Here is a 26,028-nt window from a genome sequence, read left to right on the forward strand (position 1 = left end):
TACCCCCATGCCCGCTTTACGCCCGCAGGATGCGTATGGATGCGTACCGTTCAACGAACGCACAGAATTTACAGGCAGCTTCATGATTGAAATTGATAACCTGCGCATCGCCTTTGGTGCGCATCAGGTAGTGAAAGGCGTCAGCTTCGCGGTCGCCAACGGCGAAAGCTTTGGCATGGTCGGCGAAAGTGGTTCGGGCAAATCCACCATTCTGCGCGCCCTCGCCGGACTCAATACCGATTGGCAAGGCAGCATGAAATTTGGCGGCATGGAACTGGGCGCTAAACGCAGCCGCGCGTTCTATCGCCAGGTGCAGATGGTGTTTCAGGATCCGTTTGGTTCGCTGCATCCGCGTCAAACCATCGACCGCATCCTGCATGAGCCGTTGCTGGTGCATCAGCTCGATCGCGCGGAACAGCGCATCAGCCAGGCGCTGAGCGAGGTCGGCTTACCGGCCGCTGTGCGTTTCCGTTATCCGCATCAGCTTTCGGGCGGTCAGCGTCAGCGCGTGGCGATTGCCCGCGCGTTGATTGCCGAGCCAGAAGTGCTGCTGCTGGATGAGCCCACGTCGGCGCTGGATGTGTCGGTGCAGGCGGAAATCCTGAATTTACTCAGCGATCTACGCACTGAGCGCAAACTCACCTACATTATGGTGACGCATAACCTCGCGGTGGTGCCCCATCTGTGCCAGCGCATTGGGGTGATGCAGCACGGTGAGATGGTGGAGCAATTGAGCGCGGAGGATTTACGCGCGCGCCGCATTCAGCATCCGCATACCGCTCAACTGTTTGATCTCAGCATGACGCTGGAGGAACCGGCATGACCGCGAACTGGCAACAGGCCGCCGAGGTGGCACAGCAGATTACCCAGGGCTGGCAGCAGCCCGGCGCACCGGGTGGTGCGATAGTGCTGTTTGATGCCCATCAGATTCATTCGACACACTGTGCCGGACTGGCCGATTTGGCGCAACAAACGCCGTTTAGCGCCGACAGCGTGGTGCGTTTTGCCTCGATAACCAAGCATCTGTTTGCCGCGCTGGTCACCGGGCCGGGCCGTCGCTACCTGCAACTCAACGATAAGCTGGTGCAGCATCTGCCGCAGCTAACAGGCGCCAACGGCCAGATCACTGTCGGCCAGGCGCTGGACATGAGCAGCGGCTTGCCCGATGTGCGTGAAACCCTGTCGCTGCTCGGCTTGTCGGTGTACAACGCCACCAGCGCTGCTGATCTGCTGGATTTTGTCGCACAGGAAGGCGATCTCAGCTATCAGCCCGGCAGCGAGATTTCATACACCAATACCGGCTACCGCCTGGTGGAAGAGGCGCTGAAAGCCAAAGGTGTGTTGTTCAACGATCTGCTGCAGCAATATATCTGCGAGCCGCTGGATATCAGTTTGGTCGCGCCGGAAACCTGGTTCGATATCGTGCCGGGACTGGTGCCGGGTTACTGGCAAAACGGCGTGCAGTGGCAGCTCTCCAGCGCTGGATTACACCTTTCCGCCTCGGGCAGTGTGACCGGCAGCGTCAATCATCTGACGCGCTGGCTGCAAAGTCTGCTGGCGGACAGCGGACCCGGCGCGGGCGTGCTGCAACGCCTGAGCGCGCCACGCCATCTCAATGACGGCCGTACCAGCGGCTACGGGCTGGGTATCACCAGTTCCACGCTGGGCAGCCAGACGCTGTTCGGTCACGGCGGTTCGCATGCGGGTTATAAAAGCTATTTCCTGCTGCATCCGGAGCTGAAGCTGGGCGTGGCGATTGTCGCCAACCGTGAAGATGTGGCGACCTCAGAAAGTGCACTGCGGGTGATGGCGGCGCTGCTGAATCGCACGCTGCCGGAGAAAGGTCATGATCTGACGCCGGGCTTATACGTGGCAGAAAACGCCGCCGACTGGCTGGAGATTCAGGGTGTGACCGCGACCTGGCTGGGTGCCGGTGAAACGCTGTGGCGCGCCGATCCCCATGGCGATGCAGTGTCGCTCTCCAGCACTTTCCCGATCAAGCTACGCCATGATGGTGCAGCGATTGTCGGTGAGATTGGTCATGCTCCACGCCGTTTTGTGCCGGTAGAGGCGGACAGCGCCAGCCTTGAGCATCTGCAAGGCCGCTGGTTTGCACATGCCTGGCGCAGCGAAATGGTGATTGAGGGCGATCGCCTGGTAATGGGCATCGGTCCGGCAGCGATTCATGCCAGTTTGCAATCGCTGGGCAGCGATCGCGTGCTCGCCACCGCGCAGGATGGCCCCTGGGAGAAACGTTTTGTGATCGCGCGTGAAGGTGACAAGGTGCGGCTGGTGCTCAATCGCAGCCGCGTAGTGAGATTTACGCGCTAAGCGGTCGTCTGGTCAATTCAACACACATCTGTCAAAGCTGCCATTTTTATAAATGGCAGCCTTTTTTCTTTAAACCACTGTGTGGCGCAGACGACCAATCTTTTCGATCTCGACTTCAATCACATCGCCGGGGAACATAAACAGCGGTGGCGTGCGTTTTTTTCCAACGCCGCCCGGTGACCCGGTGATGATCACATCGCCTGCTGACAGCGGGCTAAATGCCGAAATGTATTCAATAATCTTCGCCACCGGATGCACCATGCTGGCGGTGGTGTCGTTCTGCACTTCACGCTGATTCAGCCAGGTTTTGATCGCCAACTGCTGCGGATCGGGGATCTCATCTGAGGTGGTCATCCACGGACCAAAACCGCCAGTCTGCTGCCAGTTTTTTCCGGCGGTAAACCAGGTGAACTGCATGTCACGTACGGTGGCATCCATAAAGCAGCTGTAACCGGCAACGTGTTGCAGCGCATCGGCCGCTTTAACCTGATAGGCCGGCTTACCGATGATCACCGCCAGTTCGCCTTCGTAATCAAATTCCTGGGTGGTGGCCGGTTTCAACAACGGCTGCTCATGCCCCGCCAGGGAATCCGCGAAACGCACAAAGAGCGTCGGCGCTTCAATAGTCTCGGCAAACTCTTTACGCTTGTCCGCGTAGTTCATGCCGACACAGAACACTTTCCCGGGATTTTCCACTACCGGCAGGAAACGAATAGCGCTGAACGGGTGATCAGCCGGCAGTGAGCTAAAGGCTTCCAGGTCGCTGAGCGCGCCGCGTTGTAACAAAGATTTCAGGTCCGGGCATGCCGCGCCGAGGCGTGAACCGACGTCAATCACGCCCTCTTCCCGCACGATTCCGTAACTTTTTCTTTCCTGGTCAATAAGATAAAAACTGCAGAGCTGCATGACTGCCTCGTTGTTATATATAAATTGCGCGCAGGTTACCAAAAGCCAGCAGGAAATGCGGTACGACCTGCCAATAATGTGCCTAAGCGTTGATACGTGATTGCTGATCTATTGATTGCCATCCATGGCAACCCTGCAAATATCCGTTAGGTGCGCAGTCCTTGCAACCTTGCGAGCATCAGTTTGGTGCGCTGTCATGACAACCCTGCGAGCATCTGTAGGGTGCGCCTTCATGCGCACCAACATTACGACTGCGTACTCGCCAGATAGGAGAATGCACTTAGCAGGCTGATCAATGTGCCCATCTGCTCGGCGCGATAACCCACGGTCACCGCATCAATGCGCGTTACACCGGGAATCAGACTGAACAAATCCGCGAGTACCGGTTTGCTGGCTTGTAACTGCATCTCATAAGGTGCGGTCAAACGCGTGGTACTGACCTGGCGCGCACGCTGTACCGCCGCAGTAGCGGCGGCACGAATGGCGTTTTGTGCGGCTTGCGGGCTAATGGACTCCGCGCAGGTGTGGGAAATCGCGCGTTTCACACAGACGTAATCCACTGACGGATAGTGTTCGGTGATCCAGCCTTGCAGTTGATCGTCCCCGCTCACCAGCCAGAGCGGTGTGCCCTGTTCGGCGGCGGCGGCAGCGTAGATGTCGCTTTCGCCCATCACTTTGCCGTTGATATGAATGCGCCAAAAAGCACGGCCGTTAATGGTGTGCGCCAGCACGCCGGGTTCGCCCGCTGCGCTGTGATAGCCGATAAAGAACAGGCCATCGAAGGGCTGCTGCTCAATGCCTTCCACCATCGACAAGCCACGCGGCTTGCCTTGCACCATGCGCGCACGCGGATCGATGTTTTCTGCGCGCAGGTTGGTCATTTGCGCATGACTGTCGGCCACCACCACTTCGGTGGCTCCGCCCGCAAACGCGCCGTCGATAGCGGCGTTCACTTCCTGTTCCATCAACCCGCGTGCCAGCTGGTATTCCGCATGGCCGGGCGAGCACTGTTCTGGGCGCATCACACCCGCGATACCTTCAATGTCAGCAGAGATGAATATTTTCATAAGTCAGGCAAATTCCGTGCGGGTTGGAACACGGCCGCCATAAATGGCGACCCTATGGGGAACTGTGCGTCAGAGGCAGCATTGAAGCTGACCGCAGATGCTGATGAAAGAGTCGCCATAAATGGCGACACTACGGTTAACTTAGCGTCACAGGCGCTGCTGAAAGAGGTGCCATAAGTGGCAATCGTGTCATTAACAGTAAAGCCGATGGCGGCCCTAGGGTTTGGCCAATTCATCCAGCACCTGCGTCAGTGACGGACGATGATGGCCGCGAAAACCGGTGACCGCTTCGGCGCTTAATAGCGCATCCAGCACCGCGTGTTCAGTGGCATCAGCGGCGGCGGCAAGCAGCGGTTCCAGTGCCGCATCGTCCGGCGGGTTTGGCTGCGTTTGCGTGGAGAAGGCCACGGCAATATCGCCTGAACCATGTCCCCAATAACTGCCTAAACGGCCTAATCCGGCACCGGCGCGTTTAGCGATACGCTTAAGCTGGCGCGCATCCAGCGGCGCATCGGTGGCCATAATGATGATGATGGAGCCGGCATCGCGCTGCGGTGCCAATTCTGGCAGCAGCGGCCCAATCATGTCACCAAGTCGCACACCATCCAGCGTGAACGCATTCAGTGCCCCAAAGTTAGCCAGCACCAGCACGCCCAACGTGGCATTCAGTGACGGAATTAAGCGCGATGCGCTGCCAATCCCGCCTTTCAAACTGAAGCAGCTCATGCCACGTCCGGCACCGACGCTGCCACGGGCGAAATCGGCCTGCGCCGAATCGAGCGCATCCTGCGCCATGGCTTCGGTAACGGCCAGCGCCTGAATGTCATTCAGCCAGCCGTCGTTGCACTCCAGCGCCAGCGGATTGACGGTAGGCAAACTGCGACCCAACTCCGGGTTACGGCTGATGGCGTCACGCACCAGTGTGGTAAACAGCGTGCCGACTGCCAGCGTGTTGCTGAGCAAGATCGGCGTTTGCAGCACGCCCAACTCTTCGATTTGCACCAACCCGACCGGCTTGGCAAAGCCATTAAAGACCGCCGCGCCGCAGGGTAACGGCTTGAGAAACAGGTTATCGCCCGGCGGCACAATCGCCGTCACACCGGTTTGTCTCTCACCGTCTGCCAGCGTGTGATGACCGACGCGCACGCCGGGCACATCGCTGATGCGATTGGTGGCACCACAAGCACTGCGTGGTTGCCCGAGCTGGCGTTCAGTGCGCCAGCGTTGCAGCAGTAGATCGCGCTGCAGTTGTTGAAAATCCATGTTTAGCTCTTCAGTTTGGGATCGAGCGTATCGCGCAGCGCATCACCCAGCAGGTTAAACGCCAGCACAGTAATGAAAATTGCCAGGCCGGGGAACACGCTGACGTGCCATAAACCGCCCATCATCATGCTGCGGCTCATCGCCAGGATATTTCCCCACTCCGGCACATCCGGTTCCGGGCCCAGGCCAATAAAGCTGAGGCCCGCTGCCGTTAGAATACTGGTGCCGATACGCATGGTGAAATAGACAATCACATTGGAGAGCGTGCCGGGCAGAATGTGGCGCAGCAGGATCACGCGATCGGGCGCACCGGCGCAGCGCACCGCTTCGACATACGCAGCCTGTTTGAGCGACAGCGTCGAGGCGCGCACGATGCGGGCAAAGACCGGCACGCTGAACACCGCCACGGCGATAATCACGTTATTCAGTCCCGGACCGAGAATCGCCACCACCGCAATCGCCAGCAGCATGCCGGGAAAGGCAAACAGCACGTCGGAACCGCGCATGATCAGCATGTCAATCCAGCGACCGTAATAGCCCGCCAGCAAGCCGAGCAGCACGCCTACCACCATGCCTAGCGTCACCGACAGCACGCCGACGTAAAGCGAGATGCGTGCACCGTAGATGATGCGGCTCAACAGGTCGCGTCCCAGATCATCAGTACCCATCCAGTGTGCCGCTGAAGGGGGTGATGATAAGGCCATCCAGTCCGGTGCCATCGGATCCCACGGTGCCAGCCAGGGCGCGAAGATCGCCACAATCACCAGCAGCAATACAAAACCGCCGGAGACCAGCGCCAGCGGATTGCGCACAAAGGCGTGCAGGAAATCGCGCCACGGCGAGCGGATGGTTTGTGGTGTTGCGGCAGAGAGAGATTCTGTACTCATCACGACTCCTGTCGCAGGCGAATGGCTGGATTGACCACGGCATACAGCAGATCCACCAGCAGGTTAATCACAATAAATTCAAACACGAACAGCATCACCAGCGCCTGAATCACCGGCTGATCTTGTGCTTTGATCGACTCGATCAACAGCCAGCCCAAACCGGGCCAGTTGAAGACGCTCTCCACCACGATCGATCCGCCGAGCAGAAAACCGAACTGCAAGCCGAGCATGGTGATCACCGGGATCAAGGCGTTGCGCATCACGTGCTTCCACGTCACCAGCCGATTGCGCAGCCCTTTGGCTTTGGCAGTGCGCACATAATCTTCCTGCGCCACTTCGAGGAAGGCCGAACGGGTGAAACGCGCCATCACGGCGGCCACAGAAGAGCCGAGCGTAATAGCAGGTAGAATAATGTCGCTGGCCTTGTTGAACCCGCTCACCGAGAACAGGCCAAACGGCATGGCGACGAACTGGATCAGCAACAAACCGAGCCAGAAGGTCGGCATCGAGATGCCACCGACCGCCACGCTCATTAGCGTCCAGTCCTGCCATTTACCGCGCTTCAGTGCGGCCAGCACACCAAGGAACAGACCGAGGATCACTGACCAGGCAAAGCCCGCCAGCGCCAGCCACAGGGTTGGCATAAAGCCTTGTTTGATCACTTGCAGCACCGGCTGTTGCGTGCGGTAAGTGACGCCGAGATCGCCACGTAGCAGCCCACCGATCCAGTTAACGTATTGCTGCGGCAGCGGATCGTTGAGTCCGAGATGCTGGCGCGCGGCTTCGACCGCTTCGATCGGGGCGTCTGGACCGGCGTAAATGCGCGCCGGATCGCCGGGTAGCAGCTTAATAAAGCCGAACACCAGCAGCGAGACCACCAGCAGGACAGGGATCATCTCCAGCAGCCGACGAATGATGTATGCGAACATGCGCTTCCTTTAAATTGGGGACGCCCTCTCCCGTTTGCAGGAGAGGGTTAGGGTGAGGGATTAACGCCCTGCCTTACTTAAATGCCGCCTGGGTGTAGAGGAAGTTGCCATCTGCCAGCATCGATACGCCGGTCAGGTTGCTGCGTTTGCCCACCAGGTTATCTGGCGTGCCGAGGAAGGCGACGGGCGCATCTTTCCACAGCATTTTCTGGGCTTCCGCATAGGCTTCACCGCGCTTAGCCGGATCGGCGGTGGCTAACCCACCAGCAATGGCTTTATCCACATCCGGATTGCTGAAGTACGAAACGTTATACGAGGTCGGTACCCAGGATTCGGTGGCATACAGCGGGCGCAGCGCCCAGTCCGCATCACCGGTCGAAGTTGACCAGCCGCCGTAATAGAGGTCGAATTCGGCTGCTTTAGGATCCTTCACGCCCCACAGTTTGGCGTTGCGCGTACCGGAATCCATTGGCGTCACCGTGGCGCGAATGCCCACCGTTGCCAGCTGGGCTTTCAGCACCTGCGCCGCGCGCACACTGGCGGTGGTGTTGGTGGTCCACAGTTTCAAATCCAGACCGTTCGGATAGCCGGCGGCTTTCAACAAGGCTTTGGCTTCATCCGGGGCGTAGTGATAATTCGGTTCGCTCTGCTTCTGATAGAACTGCACCCCTTCCGGCATCGCGGACGAAGCGGGTTTACCCATGCCAGCAAACGCCACTTTCAGCCACAGATTGCGGTCGATGGCGTAATTGATCGCCTGACGCACGCGCACATCCGCCAATGGTTTGTGCTGGGTGTTGATCGCCATGTAGTAGAGATAAATGCTCGGATCGCGTTGGATCGCTAATTTGCTGTCGCTCTGCACCGTCGCGATCAGATCCGACGGCAGCGGCCAGATCGCATCCACCTGTCCTGATTTCAGTGCGGCAACGCGGGTGGCATCTTCCGGACTTGGCGAGAAGGTCACTTTATCCACCTTCGGCCAGCCTTTCTGCCAGTAGCCATCGTACTTCACCAATGAAACGGCTTTGCCCGGCTGCCAGTCAACAAACTTGAACGGACCGGTGCCGACCGGATGCAGGCGCAGCTGTGCTTCTTCCGGGTATTGTTTGAGGATCGCCGGGCTCCACATCACTGCTGATGGGTGTGCCAGGGTGTTGATGAACGCACCAAAGGATTGGTTGAGGTCAATTTTCACCTGATCCGGCGCCAGCACCGTGACGTTGGCAATCATCTTATACAGGCTGTTGCGCTTCAGGCCTTTGGTCTGATCGGCGAGGCGATCGAGGTTGGCCTTGACCGCTTCAGCATCAAACGGCGTACCGTCCTGGAAAGTGACACCTTTACGCAGCGTCAGGGTAAATTCGGTGGCGTTGTCATTATTGGTATAACCGGTCGCCAGCCAGGGTTGCAGCTTCATCTGCGCATCGAACTGGAACAGGCGTTCAAAGATACCGCTCTGCACCGAATAGCTGACGTTATCCGAGGTATCGTGTGGATCGAGACCGGTGATATCGGCATACATCGAAATGCGCAGATCCTGCGCCTGCGCGGCTGCGGCCAGCGCGAGGGTCAAGCCAAAAGCCAGTGACGAACGGCGAAAAAGGGTTTTCATGAAATCTCCTGGTATTGAGCGTTAGCGCGATGCAATGTCGTCAGCGACCCAGTGTTGCGGTGCAACCTGGCGATAACGGGGTTTGGTGACCGTTTCGCCCAACTTGCGCAGCGGCGAAGGAATTTCGCTATCTTCGAAAGTACGGGTCTGACGGTTCTGTGGATCGGCCACCGGCACCGAGGCCAGCAGACGTTGGGTATACGGATGTTGCGGTTGGTTGAACACCGACTGACGCGGGCCAAGCTCGACAATCTGGCCGAGATACATCACCGCCACGCGGTTAGCGATACGCTCCACCACCGCCATGTCATGCGAGATGAAAATCCACGCGACACCAGTCTGCTTTTGCAGGTCCATCATCAGGTTCACCACCTGCGCCTGGATCGAGACATCCAGTGCCGAGACGGCCTCATCGGCGATGATGACTTTCGGTTTCAAGGCCATGGCGCGGGCAATCGCAATACGCTGGCGCTGGCCGCCGGAAAACTCATGGGGATAACGCGTGGCATGTTCGGGCAACAGACCAACGCTTTTCAGCAAGGCTTCAACCTGCGGCGTGGCTTCTTCCAGCGATTTCACCAGACCGTGCAGCAGCAGCGGCTCGGCAATGGTGAAGCCCACGGTCAGACGCGGGTTTAAAGAGGCGTAGGGATCCTGAAATACCATCTGGATTTCGCGGCGCAGCGGTTGAAACTCCGCCTCTTTCAGATTAGCGATTTCATTGCCCTGGAAATGAATGCTGTCAGCCTGACTCTTAATCAGGCGCATCAGCGCGCGGCCGGTAGTGGATTTGCCGCAGCCGCTCTCACCCACAATCGCCAGGGTTTCACCCGGCCACAGGCTGAAGTCGATCTGCTCCACCGCATGCACTTGATGGGTCAGGGCTGAAAAGATGCCACTGCGAATCGGGTAATAGACTTTTAAACCGCGCACATCCAGCAATGGCGTTTCGTCATAACGGGCGGTGCGCTGCTCACCGCTATCGGCGGGCTGAGTGGCGCCCAACAGTGGGAAGCGCTGCGGCCAGGATTGTTCACGCATGTCGCCCAGTTTCGGCACAGCAGCAAGCAGCGCTTTGGTATAAGGATGCTGTGGCGCGTTGAAGATGTCCGCGACCGTCCCCTGTTCCACCACTTCGCCGCGCAGCATCACCACCACGCGGTCGGCAATTTCCGCCACCACGCCCATGTCATGGGTGATAAACAGCACTGCCATCTGCTTCTCGCGTTGCAGGTCGCGCAGGATGTGCAGAATGCGCGCCTGCACGGTGACGTCCAGCGCGGTAGTGGGTTCGTCGGCAATCAGCAGCTGTGGATCGCACGCCAGCGCCTGCGCAATCATCACGCGCTGGCGCATGCCGCCTGACAGCGAGTGCGGGTAGCTTTTCATCACGCGATCGACATCGGCGATGCGCACCTGGCGCAGCAGTGCCCGCGCACGCGCATCCGCAGCGGCTTTGTCGCACATCTGATGGTCACGCAGTGCTTCCGTCAACTGATCGCCCACCCGCAATACCGGGTTGAGCGAGGTCATCGGCTCCTGAAAAATCATCGCCATTTCGCGCCCGCGCAAGGTGCGGCGTTGGGTTTCATCCAGCGTTTCCAGCGTGTGGGCTTTACCCTGACGATCGCGGAACTGCATGCTGCCGCGATCGATACGGCCTGAAGCGGCCAGCAGGCCCATCACCGCCAGCGAAGTGACCGATTTGCCCGAGCCGCTTTCACCGACCACGGCGACGACTTCACCGGGATAAATGGCAAAACTGATGCCTTTCAGTGCCTGATTTACGCCGCTGCGGCCGCGAAACGAGACGCTAAGATCCTGTATCGCGAGTACCGGCGCGGGACCGGCAACGCTGGCGGCGTTGGGGGTAAGTAAAGTGTCCGTCATCGTTGCCTCTTGCGGTTACAGCCAGATTCGGCCTTGAGCGTAGGAAAGGAAGGGTGAGCTATCGGCGGCCAGCCAGATGGGGCCATCGAGATCCACGTGTTCTGCAGCAATCGCCACCGGCAGCGCAGCTTCCATTGCGAGTGAGGAGCCCAGCATGCAGCCGACCATCAGACGCATATCCAGCTTTTGCGCTTCTTCGACCATCGCTAAGGCTTCGGTCAGGCCGCCGCACTTATCCAGCTTGATGTTGATCATCTCGTAGCGATTACGCAGCTCGGCGATGTCTTCACGCGTGTGGCAACTCTCATCGGCGCACACCGGGATCGGATGGTTAAACCGTTGCAGATCCTGGTCTTGTCCGGCAGGCAGCGGCTGTTCAACCATGGCGATGTTGTACGCTTGCAGCGCGATAAGCAGGCTTTGCAGATCGACGCCCGACCAGGCTTCGTTGGCGTCAATGATCAAGGTGGCACGTGGCGCAGCCTTTCTGATGGCCGCCACTTTCTCTAAAATCTCGTCACGATTCAGTTTGATTTTCAGCAGGATGGCGCCACGCGATACGGCATCAGCCGCCGCAGCTGCCATGTTTTCGATGGAGTCGAGGCTTAAGGTCTCCGCCGTGATCACCGAAGGCGGTGCAGTGCGTTCGCACTGCTGCCACAGCGTCTGCTTCGCCAGCGCGGCATCAAGACGCCACAGCGCACAGTCCAGCGCATTACGCGCTGAACCGGCAGATATACGGCTTTGCAGATCGATCCGGCTTAAGCCCGCTTCGACATCCTTACGCATCGCTTCCAGCTGCGCCTCGACGCTGTCTGGTGTTTCATCGTAACGCGGCGTCGGCGTGCACTCGCCACGACCAATAAAGCCGTTCTGCTCCAGCGTGACGCGAATGACAGTGACGGCGGTACGTGTACCACGCGAGATAGCGAAAGGACGCGCCAGCGGCAGCTCCAGCACTTCAATCTGCATGCGCCGCATCTTAGCCACGCTCCTGCAGCAGGGCGGCGATATCCGCGATACCAAAACGCACCGGATCGGTGGCAGGCACGCCGAATTCAGCGCTAACTTCCGTACAATAGGCGCGAGCTTCTTCTTCGCTGTAGTTGGAGGTGTTGATGGCAAAACCGGCCAGTTGCACGTTATCGCTGGTGACATCTGCCGCGCGCAGGTTAGCCTCTACGCAATCTTTCAAACTCACCATCGGCTGATGCGGTAAATGACGCATGTGCGGACGGCCCATTTCGTGGCACATCACCAGCCAGTGCGGCTGCGCACCGTGAATCAGGCCCATGCTGACGCCCGCATAAGAAGGATGGAACAGCGAGCCCTGGCCCTCGACGATATCCCAGTGGTCGGCATCATTGGCGGGTGACAAAGCTTCCACTGCACCCGCGATAAAGTCGGCAATCACTGCATCAATGGCGATGCCTGCACCAGCAACCAGAATGCCGGTTTGACCGGTGGCGCGGAAATCCGCCTTCATGCCGCGCTCACGCATCGCCGCTTCCAGTGCCAGCGAGGTGTACATCTTGCCGACTGAGCAGTCTGTACCGACAGTAAGTACACGCTTACCTGTACGCTTTTTACCGCTGCCAACATTCAGTTTTGGACGCATATGGCGCAGGTCAAACAGCTCAACGCCAAACTCCTGGGCTAACGCCACCAGCTCTGGCTCATCCACCAGGCGATGGTGCAAGCCGCTCGCCACGTTCATGCCTGCTTTGATCGCACCTTTAACGGTATCGAGCCAGTGCTCCGGCAGATAACCACCGGCATTGGCGGTGCCCAGTACCAGCGTTTTTGCGCCACGTTCTTTTGCCGTGGCGATATCGAGTACGTCCAGACCTAAGCTGACAGTACAGCCCGGCAGTTTAATTTCGCCGACGCACTGCTCAGGGCGCCAAACGTGAATGCCGCGCGCCGTTTTAGCGGCCAGTGGATCGGTGACATCGCCAAGGAACAATAAATAGGGTTGAGGGATCAGCATGATGTTTCTCGTTTCAGACGGGTTAGAGGGTCTGAATCGACTATTCCATGCGGGTTAAGAGGTGACGAATGCTTGTTTGGTAGCGGGGTATAACATCAGGCTATAGCCAGATCCAAAACTGATGGTTAAGGGTACTAAGCCATTGATAGAGAGAAAATTCGAGGCGATATTGAGCGGGGGAGATAAGAAAATCATTGATAACCACAGGTCGATCCCTGACCGCGATTATCGAGGGTATAAGTGCGATTAATGCAGTGCGCCTGGTGGGACGTGCTTGAAAGTCTCAACATATGCACGAAACACGTAGCGGAAAAAACGTTTCATTGGATACCTGGCTCAAAAATTGTTGAAGAAATACGCGAAAAGTATAACTAACGCGCGTTTTTCACGCAATTATTTTTGAGCCAGATCACAAAATGAGGGGTTTGGCAGATGCCTGAATTAGCCGAAGAGGTTGAGATGTTGATTAAGGATGGTGCAGCCGATGCTGATCAGTACCAGTCCACCCAGCACTTCCGCCCATTTACCCATCACCGGACCGATAAAGCGACCCACCATCACGCCAGTCGTGGCCATGATGGTGGTAGCGGCACCAATGGTCAGCGCGGTAAGCACAATATTCACCTGCAGGAATGCCAGGCCGACGCCCACCGCCAGCGCATCAAGACTGGTGGCCACCGCGGTCAATGCTAAGACCATAAAGCCATGACGCTGTGGTGCTTCGCAGGGTTCATCCGCCGTCTGACGGAAACCTTCCATCATCATGCGGCCGCCGAGAACGGTTAACAGGGCAAAGGCCACCCAGTGATCCCATGCCATGATGTAGCGACTGGCCGCCAGGCCAATCGCCCAGCCAATCAGCGGCGTCAGCATTTCAATCACACCAAAGATCAGGCCGGTGCGCAGCGCTTCTTTGAAGTTCGGGCGATGCAGCGACGCGCCTTTGCCCAGTGCTGCGGCGAAAGCGTCCATCGACATACCAAAGGCCAGAATCAGAGTTGCGATAAATGTCATGGGTTTTCAATCAATGCCGCGAAAAATGCCTTCAAGCGAGCGATTTTCCGCATCTATTGTTCAGTAATGAAAAAGTGCGCGCAGTCTAGCACGCAAAATCACCAAAAAAAAGACAGTAAAATCATGGATTTAAGTATAGCAAAGGCTATAACTCTTAACTTGCGCTATTTATGACGCTAAGTGGATGGAATAGAAGAATTTTCTTAGGGTGACCCGGCACAGGGATTGCACGCCAGCACGCTTTTATGCGCTAATGCCCGCGCTAATTGATAGGAAACCTGCGATGAAAAACCCGTTTGAAACGCTGATTATCCCTGGCGGAATCCTGCTGCTGGGCTTTCTCTCCGCGCTGCTGTTGCCCGCGCCGCAATTCGGCCTGGAATTATCCAGACGGATTCAGGAGATGCTGCATTTGCAGGACCTGAATCAGCTCTACACTATCGTGTTTTGCCTGTGGTTCCTGCTGCTGGGCGCGATTGAATTTTTTGTCATCCGCTTTGCATGGCGTCGCCTCGCTAAGCAGTGATCCCCACCGCCGCGTAATGCTTTTTTCCTCTGACCACTGTCTGACGCGGCGAAAAATTAACACTCACAGAAATGTAACATTAGTTTTACACGATCTGGCGAAATATCACGCAACATAAAAACCGCATAAAAAATCAATCCACTACAAATTGATATTAATCATACATTTAAAGTGTGATGCCGCTCACTCTCCGAACATTACCCTGTGCATTCCTCTCACAATATCGCAACAACTGCATTACCATAACCCTCTGATTAAGGGATAAAAATCCCTTATGACAGCGGGGTCGAGCTGATTAATTCTTATGCTGAATCATTTCGGCCTTTAAAAAATAAACAAACGTTTAATTCCGATACGAGAATGTTATATTCAAATGCATATGCATAACGTGCAGTTAACCGTTATCGTCCCCTGACTTAAACCTGAGTCTTAACCTTTGAGAAATAGCGCGACGCGCTCGAAAGAAGCGTGGCTGTTTCGCCTGCGAACCTGTTGAACTTCAGGTCAACAGAGAGAGGAGATGTCGCCTCATGAGTACTACTGCGGTAAACCTGGCGCTCGCCGCCGCTGGTATGGATAGCGCAAACCTTCAGGAACGAAAGGATGTCGACGTACTGCTGATCGGCGCAGGCGTGATGAGTGCCACCCTTGGCGCATGGCTGCAGGATCTGGAGCCGGACTGGTCGATTGAGATGGTGGAACGCCTCGACGATGTCGCGGTGGAATCCTCCAATGGCTGGAATAATGCCGGGACCGGTCACGCTGCGTTGGCCGAGCTGAACTATACGCCGCAGAAGGCGGATGGCAGCATCGACATTGCAAAAGCGGTGGCGATCAACGAATCGTTCCAGATTTCTCGTCAGTTCTGGGCGTACCACGTTCAGAAAGGCAACCTGCGCAATCCAAAAAGCTTTATCCACAGTACGCCGCACATGAGCTTCGTCTGGGGCGACGATAACGTTGAGTTCCTGCGCAAACGTTTCCAGGCGCTGCAAAAAAGTACCCTGTTCCGTGGCATGAACTATTCAGAAGATCGCGACCAGATCACCCAGTGGATTCCGCTAGTGATGAACGGCCGTGACAGCAAACAGAAAGTGGCCGCCACCTGGACCGAAATGGGTACCGACGTTAACTTCGGTGAAGTGACGCGTCAGCTGATTGCCTCTTTACAGAAGAAAGCCAATTTCCGCCTGCGTCTGCGTCAGGAAGTGCGTGATATCAAGCGCCTGAGCGATGGCCGCTGGCAAGTGACGCTACACAATCTGGCCAGCGGTGAAAATCGCCTGCTGACCACGCGCCAGCTGTTTATCGGTGCGGGCGGTGCGGCGTTGCCACTGCTCCAAAAGTCCGGCATCCCGGAAGTGAAAGGCTACGCCGGTTTCCCGGTGGGCGGTTCCTTCCTCGTGACCGAGAATCCAGAAGTGGTGCAGCAGCACATGGCGAAAGTGTACGGTAAAGCCAGCGTGGGCGCGCCGCCGATGTCGGTGCCGCACGTTGATACTCGCGTGCTGGATGGCAAGCAGGTGCTGCTATTTGGCCCGTTCGCCACCTTCTCGACCAAATTCCTGAAACAGGGTTCGCTGCTGGATATGTTCGGCGCGATGAACGGCAGCAACCTGTTGCCGATGATGCAGGTTGGCCTGAAGAGTTTTGACCTGGTGAAATACCTGGTCGATCAGGTGCTGCAAAGCGACGACGATCGTATGGAAGCGCTGCGTGCTTATGTTCCGCAGGCGAAACAGGAAGACTGGCGCCTGGTCACTGCCGGCCAGCGCGTGCAGATCATCAAGAACGATGAGAAAGAGGGCGGCGTGCTGCGCTTAGGCACGGAAGTCGTGACCTCTGAAGATGGTTCGATTTCAGCCCTGCTCGGCGCTTCGCCGGGGGCATCTACTGCGGCGCCGATTATGCTGGAGCTGATGGCGAAAGCCTTCCCTGAGCAGATGCGTTCACCAGAGTGGCAGACCAAAATTCGCGCGGTGATCCCAACCTGGGGCCGTAAGATGAACGGTGACGTAGCGCTGACCGAGAAGATTCTGGCGGAAACCAGCCGCGTACTGCAACTCGACTACGCACCGATCGTTACGCCAGACGCGGCGAACGACGAAGCCCGCGAGACGGCGCACGTGGTGGGGAAGTAACCAGGCAATCCTGATTGCCCGTCAATAATGATAAGGCCGCGCAAGCGGCCTTTTTTATGGGTGAATGCGAGAAATGTCCCAAATTGGGATATAAGTTTGCTATAGTCCCAAAGCGGGACTAAGATGCGCGACATGAGAATCATATCGGTACGGACACTCAGGGAGTTCATGACGGCGAACCCCGACTCAGCTCAGCCGTTGAGAGCCTGGATTGATGAAGCGCAAAAGACCAATTGGTTAAATCCAGCAGACATCAAGGATCAATACCGCAGCGCTAGCATTTTGAAAGGCAGTCGCGTGGTGTTTAACATTAAGGGAAATGATTATCGACTGGTTGCGGCCATCGCTTACCCGCAGAAGCTGATTTTTATAAAATTTATCGGCACACACCGGGAATACGATGCCATTGACGCAAACACAGTGGAGCAACGTAAATGACACTGACCATTAAACCCATTCGCAACGAACTTGATTACGAAGCGGCCCTGGAGGCCATCTCTCCGCTCTTTGATGATGTACCTGAGCTGGGCACGCCAGAAAGCGATTATATGATTGTGATGAGCATGCTGATTGAAGCGTGGGAGAAAGAGCACTATCCCATTGAAGCTGCTGATCCGATTGAGGCGATTAAATTTCGTATGGAACAACAGGGATTGACTGCCAAAGATCTGGAGCCTGCCATAGGCCGACGTAATCGCGTCTATGAAGTGTTAAACGGCAAACGCTCTTTGTCTCTGGAGATGATTCGCAATCTGCACAAGCAGTTTGGCATTCCTTTAGAGAGCCTGGTGGGTCTCTAAAATTGCAGGGGCGCCAATGATAGCGCCCCATTTGCTTCTATTGCATGCTTGGTTTTAGCTCAGCAGTACCGCGTCGTACAGCATCCAGGCCGTGGTGGCCACCAGCGACATTGCCATCAAACTGTTAAACGCCTGACGTTTCCACGCCACTTGCAGATGACTGCGCAGACGATCCCCCATCGCGGCCCAGATCAGGATGCAAGGTAAGTTCAATGCGGCAAATCCTAGCAATACTGTGATGACGCCGTTGCTGTTGGCGTACATCAGCGCCACGTTAGTCACCATCAGCCAGGCTTTAGGATTCACCGCCTGAAAACAGATGCCGCCCACTAGCGTCATCGGGCGCGGACGCTCACGCGCTTCTGGCGCTGCGGCACGAAAGATTTTCCATGACAGCCAGAGTAAGTAACTGCATCCCACCACCGTGAGTGGTAAACGAATGGATGCCATCCAGTGCAGTAATACATCCAACGCCATGCTTGCCAACAGCATCTGTATCGCACAGCCCATCAGAATGCCAAACAGCATCGGCAAGGTGCGCTTGAAACCAAAATTGACGCCCGATGTGGCGAGCAGCAGGTTGTTCGGGCCGGGGGTGATCGACATCACCGTGACGTAGCTGAAGAATGAAGGGTCGAGCATGATGCGCTTCCTGATGGTCCAAAGTTAACATCATGCTAATGCGTACCGGGTGATGGAAACAGAGACACAAAACCACTATTGTAATGGATACAGTTAACATTAATTTAGATTGTACCCATCGCACGCGGAGGCTTTTGTGTCCCTTCCCCTTTCATCCGGTCAAACGCTGTATCAGCAGCTGGCAGATAGCTTTGCCGAGTCGATTCATCAGGGCACGCTGAAACCGGGAAAACGGCTGCCCGCCATCCGCCGCGTGGCACAATCGCATCAGGTTAGCGTCAATACTGTGCTCAATGCCTGGCAAATCCTTGAAGATCGCGGCTTAATCGAAGCGCGCCCGCAATCGGGCTATTACGTGCGTGGCGTGATGCCAGCCGTGACGCGTCCGGTCAAACCGCTGCCCGCGAAAATCAACGACCCGAGCACGCAGAAACTGGAACTGATTGAGCAGGTGTTTGCCGCGCAGAATAATGCCGATTACACCAATATCTCTTTGGCCTGTCCGCAGGATGGCACCTTTTATCCGGCAGCGCGCTTAGGCCGAATTACCTCGGGCATTTTACGGCACAATCCCGACATCGTCGGGCGCTATGCGCTCCCGCCGGGTAGTGAGCGCTTACGGGAGGAGATTGCACGTCGCAGTCTGCACACCGGTATCAATCTGACCACGCAAGAGATCACCCTCACCCATGGCTGCATGGAAGCGTTACAGCTGGCGCTACGTGCGGTAACCAAGCCTGGCGACTGCATTGGGCTGGAATCCCCCACTTACTTCTTCCTGTTCCCCTTGCTGGCGTCACTGGGCCTGAAAGCGCTGGAGATTCCCACCGATCCTCAGCAAGGGTTGTCGCTGGATGCGCTGGAGATGTTGTTACAGGAGAAGCGCATTCAGGCGCTGATTGCCATGCCCGGCGCGCAGAATCCTCTCGGCTATGTGATGCCACTGGAGAATAAGAAGCGACTGGCGAAGTTAGTGAATACTTACCACGTCCCGATGCTCGAAGATGGGCTGTATGACGAGCTGCAGTTCGATTGGCCACTCTCGCCGCCGGTGAAAGCCTTTGATAGCGATGGCTGGGTGATTTACTGCACCAGCTTTACCAAAACCGTGGCGCCGGATTTCCGCGTGGGCTGGACCGCGGCCGGTCGTTTCCATCAGACCATCGCCCGTTTGAAAGCTGTCTCTTCGATGTCTGAATCGCGGTTGCTGTGTGAAACCCTCGCCGAATTCCTCGCCAGTGGCGGATACGATCATCATCTGCGCTCGCTGCGCCGCCGCTATGCCGCCAATCTCGATGCGGCGCGCGGCATCATGGCGCGCCATTTTCCGCAGGGGACACGCGCCACCCTGCCCAAAGGAGGTTTTGTGTTTTGGGTGGAGTTGCCAGGGAAAGTGGATACCGTGGAGATGTTTCATCGGTTATTGCAGGAGCAGATTTGCGTCACACCGGGCGCGCTCTACACGCTGAGCGATCGTTATAAACACGCGCTGCGCCTCTCCTGCTGTTACCCGTTTGATGAACGTTATACGTGGGCACTAAAACGCACCGGCGCGCTAGCCTGCGAAATCACAGGCCTGGCACCGGGACAGGATCAGGGTTTGCCGTTGCGGCCCCAGGTGGTGTAGCCCTCACGCTCGGTCAGACGCTCGTAATAGAGTTGTACGGCGGGAAATTCAGGGTGCTCCAGCGGGGTTTCAAACCAGCGATTGACTGCAAGTCCCACCGGAATGTCTGCCAGCGAGAAATTGCGTCCTGCGACGTAGCGCCCGGTTTTTTGCAGATGCTGGTCAAGAATATTCATGGTGTGCGTCCAGCCTTTAATCGCGGCGGCCAGCAAACGCGGATCCTGATGGGCGGGCGAGTTGCGCACCAGTGACATAAACGCATAGCGCCAGGAAGTATTGAGTTCGGTGGCTTGCCAGTCCATCCACTGATCCACCGGTGCACGCGCTCGTGGGTTTTCAGGATAGAGCCAGTCGCCGCCATTGCTGTTGGCGAGATAGCGCAGAATGGCGTTGGATTCCCACATCACGAAGTCATCTTCGATGATCACCGGCACCATGGCATTAGGGTTGAGCGCCATGAATTCCGCCGAGTGCAGCGATTGCGGGTCTTCACCCCAAGGTTCGAGCTCATACGCGAGATCCAGTTCTGAACACAACCACAGAACTTTGCGCACGTTGATTGAAGAAGTACGACCAAGAACTTTTAACATAGCGGACTCCGATTCCAGAATTCTTAACCTATTCATAGTCCTGTTGGCTGCCATTAGCAATCTGCAGGATGTAAATCAGGATGTCAGAGTGCCTCAACCAGCAAGGAGTGAAAATGAAAGTCGCGTTTAAGCAGGTGGATGTGTTTACCTCATCAGCGTTCAAAGGTAATCCGCTGGCAGTGATCATGGATGCAGAGGGATTAAGTGACGCCCAACTGGCCGCTATCGCCCGCTGGACCAATTTGTCGGAAACCACCTTTGTCCTGCCACCACAGGATGCTGCGGCCGATTATCGGGTGCGCATTTTTACCACTGAAGGGGAATTGCCCTTTGCCGGTCATCCAACGCTGGGCACGGCTCACGCCTTGCTGGAAGCGGGCTGGCAAGTGAAAACGCCGGGTAAGATCGTGCAGGAGTGCGGCGTTGGACTGGTGGATGTGCGCATTAGCGAGGATGGCGCGCTGGCATTCGCCGCACCCGACGTCACGCTGACGCCATTTGATGACGCGTTAATGAGCAGCGCACTGAACAGCGAAGCCTATGATACCCACCAGACGCCGACCATTGTCGATATGGGCATTCGCTGGCTGCTGATCCCGATGAACAGCGCGCAGGCGGTGCTGGATGTGCAGGCCAGCGCGGCGGATCTGCTGCGCTTGCAAAAGCATGCCGACGTCAATGGGACTGCGCTGTTTGGCCCGCTGCCAGAGGATTGCGGCGAGCAATACGAAGTGCGCGCGCTGCTGGTTGAGAACGGCAGCCTGACCGAAGATCCGGTAACAGGCAGCGCCAACGCCTGTCTGGCACGTTACTTTGCGGCGCAGGGGAAAACCGAAGATTATCGCGCACGTCAGGGTAGCGCTATCCAGCGTGAAGGACGAATTCAGGTGAGTTTTGGTGGTGAGACCATCTGGATTGGTGGCCAGACAGTGACCGTGATTGACGGGACGATTGAGATCTAAAATACGCGCAATAAATTGCGCCGCTACGGCCATCTGCATGGTTAAGTAGCGGCACGATTGAAATCTAAAACACGCGCAATAAATTGCGGGCGCTACGACCATCCAAAGGATGGCGTAGCGCCGCGATTTATCGTGCATGAACGCTGCGTCACTCCGCGTGCATGATTACAACGCCTGCCCACCTGAAGCTTCAATACGCTGCGCGGTGATCCAGCCGGTTTCTTCGCTCAGGATGGCACTGATCGCGTCACCAATATCATCCGGTTGACCCACACGGCCCAGCGATGTCACCGAGGCAATGTGATCGTTGAGATCTTTGGTATCGCGCACGCGTCCACCGCCGAAATCAGTTTCAATCGCACCCGGCGCCAGAATATTGACGCGAATACGACGCTCGCCCAGCTCTTTGGCCTGATAGCGCGTCAGCACTTCCATCGCCCCTTTCACCGAGGCATAGGTGCCTGAACCCGGCAGCGTCATGCGTGTTAATCCGCTGGAGATGTTCAGGATGCGGCCACCATCGATAATCAGCGGCAGCAGCTTCTGCGTCAGGAAGTAAGGCCCTTTGAAGTGCACGTTGATCAGCGCATCAAACTCCTCTTCGGTGGTTTCCGCAAACAACTTGTAGTGACCGTGACCGGCATTGTTCACTAAATAATCAAAGTTGTCGCGTTGCCAGGTTTTTTGCAGTCTCTCTTTCACCTGCGCCACGAAGCTGTCGAAGGTGCTGCTGTCGCCGACATCCAGCTGTAACGCCACCGCACGTGCGCCCAATGCTTCAATCTCTTTCACCACGGCCTGCGCTTCTTCCGCGTGACCACGATAGGTAAAAAGGATATCCACGCCTTTGGCCGCCAGTTTCAGCGCACCATTCTTGCCCAAACCGCGGTTGCCGCCGGTAATCAATGCAATTTTATGACTCATGTTTCGCTCCAGATGGAAAATTGAACACGGGATAAGGATATTCGCTATAAATTGATCTATAAACGCAGAGGAATACGCAGCACTGTTTCACTAACAACAACAATCGGTGAACAACATGGATAAAATTCACGCAATGCAGGTTTTTGTGCGGGTGGCAGAAATGGGCAGTTTTACCCGTGCAGCTGAAAGTCTTGGACTACCGAAAGGCAGCGTATCGCGCCAGTTACAGGCGCTGGAAAATCAAATGGGCACGCGTCTGCTGCATCGCACCACGCGACGTGTTCATCTCACCCAGGACGGGCTGGTCTACTACGATCGTTGTCTTGATCTGTTGTCGATGCTCGACGATATGGACAGCCTGTTCCAGCACGATCCCGCCACCCTGAGCGGCAAGTTGCGCGTCGATATGTCGGTAGCCATGGCCACCGGATTTATCCTGCCGCGTTTGCCTGAGTTTCTGCAGCATTATCCCGGCATCGAAATTGAGCTTAGCAGCAGCGATCGCCAGGTGGATGTGATTCGTGAAGGTTTTGACTGCGTGATCCGCGTGGGCGAGCTGAAAGATTCGGGTCTGATTGCGCGAAAAATCGGATCACATGCCTTGATTAACTGCGCCAGTCCCGACTACCTTTCCCGCTTCGGCATGCCGGTGCGCCTCGAAGATCTTGCACAGCACGCGATGGTGCATTACACCCAGCAACTGGGGCAGCCTTCTTTGGGGTTTGAATATTTTGATGGTAAGCAGTGCCACTATGTTCAGACCGGCGGCGTGGTGACGGTGAACAGCACCGAAACCTATCGTGCCGCCTGCATCGCGGGATTAGGCATTATTCAGGTGCCCGCGATTGGTGTGCAGCCACTGCTGGAATCAGGCCAGTTAGTGGAAGTGCTGCATCACTTCCCCGCCAAGCCGATGCCGATTTCGTTGCTTTACCCACATCGCCGCAACGTAGCACGTCGCGTGCGGGTGTTTATGGAGTGGCTGAGTCAGGTGTTGCAGGAGTATGTGACATAAAGGGCTATAATTTTAATTTCGCAGTGAACAGGATGATTATCGTCTATGACAGACAAACCTAACCAAGAACCCACGGCTGAAAAGAAGCCGCTGATAGATATCAAGACCGGTAACAAAACCGTGGATGGCTCAATCCAGAACGTGTCGCGCTTTGCGGCCTGGTTCCAGGCCATTCCGGCGGTGGCGCATTTTATGCGCGCGCTGGATCGGTTTAACGATCGCCTCGGCAGCCAGTTTGGCGCAGCGATCACTTACTTCTCCTTCCTATCTCTGATACCGATTTTGATGGTCTCCTTTGCGGCAGTCGGTTTTGTGCTGGCGTCGAATCAGGATTTACTCACCGAGTTGATCAACAAAATCGTTAACAGCATCAGCGATCCGACGCTGGCCACTACGCTAAAGAACACCGTGAACACCGCGATTCAGCAGCGCGCGACGGTCGGGTTAACCGGTTTGCTGCTGGCGCTCTACTCTGGCATTAACTGGATGGGCAATTTGCGCGAGGCGGTGCGCGCGCAATCGCGTGATGTTTGGGAGCGTAAGCCGGACGATCAAGAGAAGTTATGGAAGAAATATGCGCGTGATTTGGTGTCGTTGCTGGGTCTGATGCTGGCGCTTGTGATTACCCTGTCGCTAACCTCCATTGCCGGTGCCGCGCAGAATGCCATCGTCAACGCGTTGGGATTGGAGGATATCGAGTGGCTGCGCCCGGCAATGACCATCATTGCGCTGTCGATTTCCATCTTTGCCAACTATCTGTTGTTCCTGTGGATTTTCTGGATTCTGCCGCGCCATAAGCCGCGCAAAAAAGCACTATTTCGCGGCACGCTGCTGGCGGCGATTGGTTTTGAAGTGATTAAGTTTGTGATGACGCTGACGCTGCCAAAGCTGGCCACTTCGCCCTCTGGGGCAGCCTTTGGTTCAGTGCTGGGATTAATGGCGTTCTTTTACTTCTTTGCCCGTCTGACACTGTTCTGCGCCGCGTGGATAGCCACCGCAAAATACAAGGATGATAAAGAGATGCCGCAGCCGCATCAGGGCAATTAACATCGCAAAATTGTTACATTTGCCGCAACAGCTAAAAATGTTTCCTGCTGGCTATTATTCCAGCAAAAACCAGCAGGAAACGCTAAAGGGTCACTTTAATTTGGCCCTTTTGCAGAGATTCCCGCCAAAAAAGTGACACTTCCCGTTCCCATCACCCGCCGATTGCCGCAACTCAGAAATTATCCACTTTTTCGCCGAAAATGCCTGTTCTGGCGCGGGTTTTCATCATTGAATGCCGCAAAACAGGTGCGTAAGATTCTCTGTCTACATTTACAATTAAGAAACAGTCATGCAAGCCTCCATCACAGAAACACTCGACAAAAAACACGACGACACGCCCGTAAACTCACGCGGCAAAGTGGTCGTGGCATCGCTTGTCGGCACCGCGATCGAATTCTTCGATTTCTATATTTATGCCACTGCGGCCGTCATCGTCTTTCCGCACATTTTCTTCCCGCAGGGTGATGCCACCGTGGCAACGCTACAGTCGCTGGCTACGTTTGCTATCGCCTTCGTCGCGCGCCCGATTGGTTCTGCGCTATTCGGTCACTTTGGCGACCGTGTAGGCCGTAAAGCCACCCTGGTGGCATCGCTGCTGACCATGGGCGTCTCTACCGTATTGATCGGTCTGCTGCCTGGATACCAAACCATTGGCGTTGCTGCTCCGCTGCTGCTGGCGCTGGCACGCTTTGGTCAGGGCCTGGGTCTTGGTGGTGAATGGGGCGGCGCCGCTCTGTTGGCAACCGAAAATGCGCCAGCGAAAAAACGTGCGCTCTATGGTTCATTCCCGCAGCTTGGCGCGCCAATTGGCTTCTTCTTCGCCAACGGTACTTTCCTGTTGCTCTCCTGGCTGCTGACCGATGAGCAGTTCATGAACTGGGGCTGGCGTGTGCCGTTTATCCTTTCAGCCGTACTGGTACTGATTGGCCTGTATGTGCGCGTTTCGCTGCATGAAAGCCCGGTGTTTGCCAAAGTGCAGAAAGAGAACAAGCAGGTCAAAATGCCGATCGGCACGCTGCTGAGCAAGCATCTGACCGCTACGATTCTTGGCACCTTCATCATGCTGGCGACCTATACGCTGTTCTACATCATGACCGTTTACTCGATGAGTTACGGCACTGCACCGGCGCCAGCGGGCTTAGGCTTTTCCCGTAATAGCTTCCTGTGGATGCTGATGGTGGCGGTGATTGGCTTTGGTGTGATGGTACCGATTGCGGGCCTGCTGGCAGACCGCTATGGCCGTCGTCGCACCATGATCACCATTACTTTGTTGATCATTGCCTTCGCACTGATGTTCCCGATGCTGCTGGGTTCAGGCTCACAGATTCTGGTGATGGGCTTCCTGCTGCTAGGCCTGAGCATTATGGGCCTCACCTTTGGGCCGATGGGTGCTCTGCTGCCAGAGCTGTTCCCGACCGAAGTCCGTTATACCGGCGCGTCGTTCTCCTATAACCTGTCGTCAATTCTCGGTGCCTCGGTTGCGCCTTATATTGCAACATGGTTGAACGCTAACTACGGTTTGCAGGCGGTCGGTTTTTATCTGGCTTCCATGGCCGTGCTGACGCTGATTGCGCTGATTGCCTGCAAAGAGACGCGCCATCAGACGCTGTACGAAGCGGTGTGATGGTTGCAGATTGATTTGATGAACCCGGCTCAGGCCGTAATGCCAGTCAGTTAAGGATCAGTTGAACGATCCAGTGGCTGTGTAAGAATCCGGAAACGCTTCGTTTCCGGATTTTTTTATGCAGCTCAGTCAGGCCCTTGATATCGTCTCTCGTTACGATTCTCTTCGTAATCCTCTGAATACGCTCGCGGATGTTCTTGACCCTGCGCTCATCAGCCGCTGCCTTGAGGAAGCTGGC

25 protein-coding genes are annotated in these 26,028 nt (G+C 56.2%); 12 read left to right on the plus strand and 13 right to left on the minus strand.

All coding sequences use genetic code 11. The annotated features are described in order from the left end of the window. Positions 1-82 precede the first annotated feature (82 nt). Both FD744_RS21060 and FD744_RS21065 read left to right on the plus strand, forming a co-directional pair. Positions 83-823 carry an ABC transporter ATP-binding protein gene (locus FD744_RS21060; RefSeq protein WP_160869257.1) on the plus strand — a complete coding sequence of 247 codons (741 nt, stop codon included), beginning with the start codon at positions 83-85 and terminating at the stop codon, positions 821-823. Continuing rightward, a complete protein-coding gene (locus FD744_RS21065; RefSeq protein WP_160869259.1) occupies positions 820-2,331 on the plus strand; it encodes a serine hydrolase in 1,512 nt (503 codons plus the stop codon). Before FD744_RS21060 ends, FD744_RS21065 begins: the two co-directional genes overlap by 4 nt. A gap of 69 nt (positions 2,332-2,400) precedes the next feature. Here the strand turns inward: FD744_RS21065 and FD744_RS21070 are convergent, their stop codons facing one another. The 10 genes from FD744_RS21070 to mntP all read right to left on the minus strand — a co-directional run bounded on the left by FD744_RS21070 (position 2,401) and on the right by mntP (position 13,892). Next, on the minus strand, positions 2,401-3,237 hold the full coding sequence (locus tag FD744_RS21070) for a fumarylacetoacetate hydrolase family protein (RefSeq protein WP_160869261.1): 837 nt from the start codon (positions 3,235-3,237) through the stop codon (positions 2,401-2,403). Between the two features lie 245 nt (positions 3,238-3,482). Next, positions 3,483-4,304, minus strand: coding sequence for a M55 family metallopeptidase (locus FD744_RS21075; RefSeq protein ID WP_160869263.1), 822 nt, complete (start codon positions 4,302-4,304; stop codon positions 3,483-3,485). A 216-nt stretch (positions 4,305-4,520) separates the two neighbouring features. Then, positions 4,521-5,567: a P1 family peptidase gene (locus tag FD744_RS21080; RefSeq protein WP_160869265.1), complete on the minus strand. Its 1,047-nt coding sequence runs from the start codon at positions 5,565-5,567 to the stop codon at positions 4,521-4,523. 2 nt (positions 5,568-5,569) lie between these two features. Next, the gene (locus tag FD744_RS21085; protein WP_034819962.1) at positions 5,570-6,454 is read right to left on the minus strand and encodes an ABC transporter permease subunit; all 885 of its coding nucleotides are present in this window, start codon (positions 6,452-6,454) and stop codon (positions 5,570-5,572) included. Next, positions 6,454-7,383 carry an ABC transporter permease gene (locus FD744_RS21090; protein WP_045814153.1) on the minus strand — a complete coding sequence of 310 codons (930 nt, stop codon included), beginning with the start codon at positions 7,381-7,383 and terminating at the stop codon, positions 6,454-6,456. Before FD744_RS21090 ends, FD744_RS21085 begins: the two co-directional genes overlap by 1 nt. A gap of 73 nt (positions 7,384-7,456) precedes the next feature. After that, positions 7,457-8,998: a glutathione ABC transporter substrate-binding protein gene (locus tag FD744_RS21095; protein ID WP_160869267.1), complete on the minus strand. Its 1,542-nt coding sequence runs from the start codon at positions 8,996-8,998 to the stop codon at positions 7,457-7,459. Between the two features lie 21 nt (positions 8,999-9,019). Beyond that, entirely contained in the window at positions 9,020-10,888 is a 1,869-nt protein-coding gene (locus tag FD744_RS21100) for an ABC transporter ATP-binding protein (RefSeq protein WP_160869269.1), read from the minus strand. Between the two features lie 15 nt (positions 10,889-10,903). After that, positions 10,904-11,869: an N-acetyl-D-Glu racemase DgcA gene (dgcA, locus tag FD744_RS21105; RefSeq protein WP_160869271.1), complete on the minus strand. Its 966-nt coding sequence runs from the start codon at positions 11,867-11,869 to the stop codon at positions 10,904-10,906. 1 nt (position 11,870) lies between these two features. Next, the gene (dgcN, locus tag FD744_RS21110; RefSeq protein ID WP_160869273.1) at positions 11,871-12,878 is read right to left on the minus strand and encodes an N-acetyltransferase DgcN; all 1,008 of its coding nucleotides are present in this window, start codon (positions 12,876-12,878) and stop codon (positions 11,871-11,873) included. Positions 12,879-13,319: 441 nt separating this feature from the next. Beyond that, on the minus strand, positions 13,320-13,892 hold the full coding sequence (gene mntP / locus FD744_RS21115) for a manganese efflux pump MntP (RefSeq protein WP_058960691.1): 573 nt from the start codon (positions 13,890-13,892) through the stop codon (positions 13,320-13,322). A gap of 283 nt (positions 13,893-14,175) precedes the next feature. On the opposite strand from mntP, the gene FD744_RS21120 reads away from it, so the two are divergent. The 4 genes from FD744_RS21120 (at position 14,176) to FD744_RS21135 (ending at position 17,359) form a co-directional block, all read left to right on the plus strand. After that, entirely contained in the window at positions 14,176-14,418 is a 243-nt protein-coding gene (locus FD744_RS21120) for a DUF1158 domain-containing protein (RefSeq protein WP_034819984.1), read from the plus strand. A gap of 530 nt (positions 14,419-14,948) precedes the next feature. Next, positions 14,949-16,559 (plus strand): malate dehydrogenase (quinone), encoded by a 1,611-nt coding sequence (gene mqo, locus FD744_RS21125; protein ID WP_097119452.1) that lies wholly within the window; start codon positions 14,949-14,951, stop codon positions 16,557-16,559. Positions 16,560-16,691: 132 nt separating this feature from the next. Continuing rightward, positions 16,692-16,997: a type II toxin-antitoxin system HigB family toxin gene (locus FD744_RS21130; protein ID WP_034820085.1), complete on the plus strand. Its 306-nt coding sequence runs from the start codon at positions 16,692-16,694 to the stop codon at positions 16,995-16,997. Further along, complete coding sequence (locus FD744_RS21135; RefSeq protein ID WP_080748118.1) at positions 16,994-17,359, plus strand: type II toxin-antitoxin system HigA family antitoxin; 366 nt, start codon at positions 16,994-16,996, stop codon at positions 17,357-17,359. Before FD744_RS21130 ends, FD744_RS21135 begins: the two co-directional genes overlap by 4 nt. A 54-nt stretch (positions 17,360-17,413) precedes the next feature. Here the strand turns inward: FD744_RS21135 and FD744_RS21140 are convergent, their stop codons facing one another. Then, positions 17,414-18,001 (minus strand): LysE family translocator, encoded by a 588-nt coding sequence (locus FD744_RS21140; protein ID WP_160869275.1) that lies wholly within the window; start codon positions 17,999-18,001, stop codon positions 17,414-17,416. 136 nt (positions 18,002-18,137) lie between these two features. Between FD744_RS21140 and FD744_RS21145 the strand changes: the two genes are divergently transcribed. Then, entirely contained in the window at positions 18,138-19,628 is a 1,491-nt protein-coding gene (locus tag FD744_RS21145; protein ID WP_160869277.1) for a PLP-dependent aminotransferase family protein, read from the plus strand. Here the strand turns inward: FD744_RS21145 and FD744_RS21150 are convergent. Then, the gene (locus FD744_RS21150; protein WP_038644142.1) at positions 19,595-20,218 is read right to left on the minus strand and encodes a glutathione S-transferase family protein; all 624 of its coding nucleotides are present in this window, start codon (positions 20,216-20,218) and stop codon (positions 19,595-19,597) included. The genes FD744_RS21145 and FD744_RS21150 overlap by 34 nt on opposite strands. A gap of 113 nt (positions 20,219-20,331) precedes the next feature. Here FD744_RS21150 and FD744_RS21155 point away from each other — a divergent pair, with 113 nt between their 5' ends. Then, positions 20,332-21,180 (plus strand): PhzF family phenazine biosynthesis protein, encoded by an 849-nt coding sequence (locus FD744_RS21155; RefSeq protein WP_160869279.1) that lies wholly within the window; start codon positions 20,332-20,334, stop codon positions 21,178-21,180. Positions 21,181-21,345: 165 nt separating this feature from the next. Here FD744_RS21155 and FD744_RS21160 read toward each other — a convergent pair whose 3' ends face one another. Beyond that, positions 21,346-22,104, minus strand: a complete 759-nt coding sequence (locus tag FD744_RS21160; protein ID WP_160869281.1) for an SDR family NAD(P)-dependent oxidoreductase — start codon at positions 22,102-22,104, stop codon at positions 21,346-21,348. A 115-nt stretch (positions 22,105-22,219) separates the two neighbouring features. Between FD744_RS21160 and FD744_RS21165 the strand changes: the two genes are divergently transcribed. The 4 genes from FD744_RS21165 to FD744_RS25670 form a co-directional block, all read left to right on the plus strand. Next, positions 22,220-23,119, plus strand: coding sequence for a LysR family transcriptional regulator (locus FD744_RS21165; RefSeq protein WP_045814179.1), 900 nt, complete (start codon positions 22,220-22,222; stop codon positions 23,117-23,119). Between the two features lie 45 nt (positions 23,120-23,164). Next, on the plus strand, positions 23,165-24,166 hold the full coding sequence (yhjD, locus tag FD744_RS21170; protein WP_034819999.1) for an inner membrane protein YhjD: 1,002 nt from the start codon (positions 23,165-23,167) through the stop codon (positions 24,164-24,166). A gap of 289 nt (positions 24,167-24,455) precedes the next feature. Beyond that, positions 24,456-25,790: an MFS transporter gene (locus FD744_RS21175; protein ID WP_034820002.1), complete on the plus strand. Its 1,335-nt coding sequence runs from the start codon at positions 24,456-24,458 to the stop codon at positions 25,788-25,790. 118 nt (positions 25,791-25,908) lie between these two features. Then, positions 25,909-26,028, plus strand: a 120-nt coding sequence (locus tag FD744_RS25670; RefSeq protein ID WP_237449367.1) for a hypothetical protein, incomplete at its 3' end; no start/stop codon positions are given.

Origin of the sequence: Pantoea sp. Taur, assembly GCF_009830025.1 — a bacterium.
GTDB lineage: Bacteria > Pseudomonadota > Gammaproteobacteria > Enterobacterales > Enterobacteriaceae > Pantoea > Pantoea communis.